The organism is Okeania sp. (assembly GCF_983059655.1).
In genome coordinates this window covers 1-4,500 of sequence record NZ_CEZPJD010000664.1, presented here as the reverse complement: position 1 = coordinate 4,500, position 4,500 = coordinate 1, and the positions used below count along the sequence as shown (strand labels likewise).

Sequence of the window (4,500 nt, the reverse complement as noted above, 5' to 3'; positions counted from 1 at the left end):
TTGGTACTTGTATGGTTTCCTCTGAAGGTGCTTGTGCTGCCTATTATAAATATGGAAGGTTGTTTAAGAAGGAAGAGGAAAGAAGGAAGAAGGAAGAAGGAAGAGGGAAGAAGGAAGAAGATAAAGTATTTAGTTTTAATATGAAATAAGGATAAGAAGGAAGAAGGAAGAGGGAAGAAGGAAGAAGGAAGAAGGAAGAAGGAAGAAGGAAGAAGATAAAGTATTTAATTTTAATATTAAATAGACATCTCCAATAATCAAAAATAAAATCAACGCACATAAATTATCAATTATTTCCCTGTACGGACGTTGCATACAACTTCCCTACTCCCTCTTTTCGAGGAAATGTCTAATAGACATCTCCGACAATAAAAAATTAAATCAATTATCGCACATAAATTATCAATTCTTTTCCTCTACTGCCTACAGCAAAGCTGCCTACTGCCTCTTTTCCGGAGATGTCTAATAGATTCAATAATTGTTTTATATATATTAGTAAAATAGGAGGAAAAAACCATGCCATTTATAACTATTCAAATTGCTGATGGTCATTCCGTTGAATTAAAACGCAAACTAGCAAAAGCTGTCACTGATACTGTTGTTTCTACTTTAGGAACAAAACCAGAATGGGTGACAGTTCATATCGACGAATTTAGTCGAGAAAATTGGGCGATCGGCGGTCAACTTCATATTGATAAACATCCCGGTCGTCATGCAGAAAAAGTAGAAAACAATAGTTAACTTGTCTGGAAAAAGTTGACGGTTAATCTAAAAAAGTCAGCAATTAATTCTTTTAAAATTACTGTATAAAAATTATGCTGAATCAAGAAATAGTAATCAGAGAAGCAGTTCCCAGTGACATAAAAATAATTATGGAATTGCTGTATCTAAAAGCAAAATTTGACGGCTGCCCCGAATCTCTTAAAGCAACAACTGAACAACTAAATAACGATTTATTCGGCACAACTCCCCTTACTTCTATTTTATTAGCAGAAGTAGGGGGTAAAACTGTAGGTTTCGCTAGTTATCATCGAATTTATTCAACATTTTTAGCTAAACCTGGAATTTGGCTAGATGATTTATATTTAAAAGCAGAATACCGAGGTCAAAAAATTGGTAAAGCTTTAATGACTCGTTTGTATCAAATAGCTGAAGAAACAGGTTGCGGTAGAATTGATTGGACGGTGGATATTAACAACGATAATGGTATTAAGTTTTACGAAAAAATGGGAGCCAAAATAATAGAAAAGGTGAGATTATGTCGCCTAGAAATTCAATAATTAATAAGTAATTGAGTAATTTAGATTTGGTAGAAGGAAGTGTTAGCGGAGCTTCCCGGAGGGAAACTCAACATCCAAATATACAAATACAAATTATGCTCGAAGAATACTTCTATTTTTATTTAATTTAATATAAGTCTATGACAAACCAAGAAGATGTTTCTAAAATTACGCCAAGCTCAAATTATTCAGCTCAAATCAAGCAATTTGAGGATGGGTTGCTCGAATTTATGAACAAATATGGTTTACCTACAGATTCTGTATTAGTAACAGTAAGTGAAAGATTTAAAGTTTTTAAGAATATAGAAGATGTTGTTGAAAAAATAGAAGATAGTCAAAAAAAACGTTCTTTTTATATCTCAAAATTTATTGCCGCTTCAGCAGCAGGATTGTTTGATGCTGCTTTAAATTACCTCTGGGATGAAACAATTTATGAACTACGAATCAGAGTTTCACAATATGACTTAGATTACTTTTTTGATACTGCTGTTGGTGCTAGTTCTGAGCGACGTAAGAAGTTAAAAGATAAAGATGATTTAGTTAAGATAAATGATAGTGAATTAATCAAAGCTGGTAATGAAATTGGATTAATATCAGACTTAGGTTTTCAACACCTTGATTATGTAAGATATATGCGTAACTGGGCAAGTGCTGCCCATCCTAATCATAATCAAATTACAGGTTTACAGCTTATAAGTATGCTAGAAACTTGTATTATTGAAGTAATTACTCTCCCTTTGTCAAATGTAGTAGTTGAGATTAAAAAGCTTCTTAGAAATATTAAGACTAACCAAATATCTGAGAAAGATGCTAAACAAATAGCCTCTTTCTGTGTAGACTTACCAGTGGAGAAAATAAATACTTTAACTGCTGGTTTATTTGGTATTTATACTCAACTTAATACCACAAATCAAACTCGTCAAAATGTCAGATTTCTAATTCCTTTTTTATGGGATAGATTAAATGAGGATACACGCTATCAATTTGGTACAAAGTATGCAAGGTTTGTAGCAAATAATGACCAACTTCAAGCAAATTTAGCTCGTGAGTTTCTCGAAACAGTTTCAGGACAATCTTATATACCAGATAATATTCGTTCAGCTGAAATACAGACATCTATTGAAAACTTACTGACAGTTCATAGAGAAATAAATAACTTCTACAATGAGCCTCCATTTGCTCGACAACTCCAAAGACTTGTTGGCGATATGGGTAAGATTCCACCTCAAGTAAACCGTGAATATGTTTATTGTTTAGTAGAAGCATTCTTAACCAATGGAAATGGTGTTGCTTGGGATGCTGAAGATATATACATAGTTATGCTAGAAAAATTCGATTCTGAACAAGCACTTATAGCAATACTTTCTTTCAATGACTCAAACATTTCTGCTAGTTTACAACATAAATTATGTCAACAAAAGTTTAGAGAATTATTGGAAAGAATGACAAACAAAGTTTCTAATCAGGAAATAAGAGAATTTATTGAGCAGTTAAAAAAATACAACGCTCCTTTAAATACAATGAAAAATGATTCAGATATTCAACGTCAGGTTGAAAATTTGAAAAAAATACTATCGTAAATAGATTACTAAATCTAAAAAACTAGCAATATTCATTAAATTGATATTTAATATGACAAATGATAACTGATAACTGAAATGACAAACTCTACTGACAACGAACCCACCCAAAATCCTTTATTTAAAAAAATCGAACAAGCACGACGTCGTCCAACAAAAGTTCGCGACACCAACATTAATCTCGCTCACGGTAGCGGTGGTAAAGCAATGCGCGACCTCATAGAAGATATTTTTGTCCGCAACTTTGACAACCCCACCCTCTCCCAACTCGAAGACCAAGCAACATTTGACCTGGCAACTCTCACCGCTCAAGGAGACAGACTCGCCTTTACCACAGACTCTTATGTAATTGACCCCATCTTTTTTCCCGGAGGCAATATTGGCGAACTCGCAGTCAACGGTACAGTTAACGATATAGCTATGAGTGGAGCAAAACCCTTATACCTCTCCTGCGGAATGATTATTGAAGAAGGTTTCCCCGTTGACTCCCTGCGAGAAATAGCCAAAAGTATGAAAGTTGCGGCAGATATTGCTGGAGTAAAAATAGTCACCGGAGACACAAAAGTTGTTCACCGAGGTGTTGCGGATAAATTATTTATCAATACTGCGGGGGTAGGTGTAATTCGCTCCGGCGTTTCTATTTCTGCCCAAAACCTCCAACCAGGGGATGCCGTTATTGTGAATGGTTATGTAGGCGATCATGGAGCAGCTATTACCGTTGCCCGTGGATATCTAGATTTAGAAACGGAACTTAAAAGCGATACTCAACCTTTGAATGGTTTGGTTGATACTATTCTCGATGTTTGTCCGGAAGTTAGGGCAATGCGAGATGCTACTCGTGGTGGTGTAGCAACAGTATTAAATGAATTTGCCATGAGTTCGGAAGTAGGGATACGACTTTTTGAATCTTCCCTACCAGTGCGGGAGGAGGTGCAGGGAGTCTGTGAAATTCTGGGTCTCGATCCTTTATATTTTGCCAATGAGGGTAAGTTAGTGACAGTGGTGCCGGGTGAAAAAGCGGAAACTGTTTTGGCAGCAATGAAATCTCATCCTGCGGGTATTGATGCTGCTATTGTGGGGGAAGTAATTGCTTCTCCTCCGGGAATTTTGTTGTTGGAAACTACTTTTGGCACCGAGCGTATTGTAGATATGTTAGTGGGAGACCAACTGCCGAGAATTTGTTAAAAAGCTTTCAGCATTTCAGCAAGTCAGCGGTCAGCTCCGCAAACAGATACCTAATTCTATATTCTATGCACAAATTTTTAGGCTGATAGCTAATATAGCAATGAGCGCTCTGGTATTTACAAGGCCCAGCTAAGAGTGCAGTAAGCGAAAAGGTGTACAAAAAATAATGTGTAAATATGCCAGCGCACATTGCTATAGCTGATAGCTAGTTAAGGTAAGCAAGGAAGAGCAGGGAATGATGGTGAAAATAGGAAAATTTGCCATTTTGAGAGAATACAAGTTTTTTCTTAATATCAAGTCTATATTAATTGTTGAAGTTCAAAAATTGAATATTTCAAGAACATGAAAACTTTTTTTGATGCTAAAATTGAGATTCTATAAGGAAAAAAATTATGTCTATATTACCAACACAAACAAATATTGAATCATCCCCCAAAAGTTTCAAAAATCAACCA

Annotated in this window: 4 protein-coding genes; all 4 read left to right on the top strand. The window is 35.4% G+C overall.

Features of this window, described 5'->3' with window-relative positions; genetic code table 11:
• The first annotated feature begins 516 nt into the window (after positions 1 to 516).
• Positions 517 to 741 carry a tautomerase family protein gene (locus AC3DU7_RS26220; RefSeq protein ID WP_488042218.1) on the top strand — a complete coding sequence of 75 codons (225 nt, stop codon included), beginning with the start codon at positions 517 to 519 and terminating at the stop codon, positions 739 to 741.
• A gap of 74 nt (positions 742 to 815) precedes the next feature.
• Positions 816 to 1,280, top strand: a complete 465-nt coding sequence (locus AC3DU7_RS26215) for an N-acetyltransferase family protein (RefSeq protein ID WP_488042217.1) — start codon at positions 816 to 818, stop codon at positions 1,278 to 1,280.
• A gap of 140 nt (positions 1,281 to 1,420) precedes the next feature.
• Entirely contained in the window at positions 1,421 to 2,860 is a 1,440-nt protein-coding gene (locus tag AC3DU7_RS26210) for a hypothetical protein (protein ID WP_488042216.1), read from the top strand.
• A 78-nt stretch (positions 2,861 to 2,938) separates the two neighbouring features.
• Positions 2,939 to 4,045: a hydrogenase expression/formation protein HypE gene (gene hypE / locus AC3DU7_RS26205; RefSeq protein WP_488042215.1), complete on the top strand. Its 1,107-nt coding sequence runs from the start codon at positions 2,939 to 2,941 to the stop codon at positions 4,043 to 4,045.
• Positions 4,046 to 4,500: the final 455 nt, after the last annotated feature.

Bases quoted from the DNA above. Each gene is read 5' to 3' on its own strand.
- AC3DU7_RS26220 (WP_488042218.1), top strand. From the start codon at position 517: ATGCCATTTATAACTATTCAAATTGCTGATGGTCATTCCGTTGAATTA.
- AC3DU7_RS26215 (WP_488042217.1), top strand. From the start codon at position 816: ATGCTGAATCAAGAAATAGTAATCAGAGAAGCAGTTCCCAGTGACATA.
- AC3DU7_RS26210 (WP_488042216.1), top strand. From the start codon at position 1,421: ATGACAAACCAAGAAGATGTTTCTAAAATTACGCCAAGCTCAAATTAT.
- hypE (WP_488042215.1), top strand. From the start codon at position 2,939: ATGACAAACTCTACTGACAACGAACCCACCCAAAATCCTTTATTTAAA.